This is a genomic window from Pontibacter sp. HJ8, assembly GCF_054824225.1.
This window is the reverse complement of the sequence record NZ_JSYF01000628.1, coordinates 1-798: the sequence shown is the minus strand read 5'-3', so window position 1 is coordinate 798 and position 798 is coordinate 1. Positions and strand designations below refer to the sequence as shown.

General features: G+C 38.6%; 1 protein-coding gene. It reads right to left on the bottom strand.

Annotation, left to right across the window (positions count from 1 at the left end):
* Positions 1-231 precede the first annotated feature (231 nt).
* Positions 232-798: type ISP restriction/modification enzyme (locus OB13_RS20260; protein WP_461492002.1), on the bottom strand; the 567-nt coding region annotated here is incomplete at its 5' end.

The following is a 798-nucleotide window of genomic DNA, read 5'->3' as shown; positions in this document are numbered from 1 at the left end:
ACGGTGCAGCAATTTAAAGCTCTCTAGCGACTTAGCTTGGCTCTAACTAGGCACAAGCCCCAAAGATTATTTTTTTAGCTGTAATAGCCTTAAAAGGGATTGAAACAGAAGACAGGGATAGACATCACCATCCTACATGATTAACTCAACGATGCAGTTTTCAATAGTGCAGAAGTAATACAGGTGGTAAAGACTACTTAATACTTACTTTACCACCTATACCCAATGTAGTTAAGCTAACACTTCACCTTCTTCTAAAGTAACCTCATTTTCTAGTATAGCTTTTTCGTCAGAGCCATCAGCACCTATGTTCAGAGCAGGCAAGGACTTTACTATAGAGACAGTCTCAATGCTAACACGAATGATTCTTAAAAGCAAGTCAAGTATGTAGCGTGTATTATCGGTAGACCAATCATTAGGATCGTTCTTGATACTGCTTTCCTTATGTGTTGTTATCTGGTATCGCTCCATGATCCACTCAATGGCACTCTTGCCATTAACCACATACTCGTAAGCCTCATCTGGTATGCTTTCTATGGTAATTTTGCTATTGAAAATGATTTTGCATTTATTTTTTTTGGATACAAAACGTATTTTTTCAACCCGATAATAATTATGCTCCTCACCCTTCACTACTATGTCAGCTGGTGAGATATTTTCATAGCCAACATGCAGCTCTGCAAGCTTGCGTCCTCCTTTACTAAATGCCCAGAAATCCTTCGGTTTATCTACCAATGGGATGCGTGGAAGCATTTTCTTTAAATCATTTGCAAAAGTTTGCCTGTATTCAGGACAATG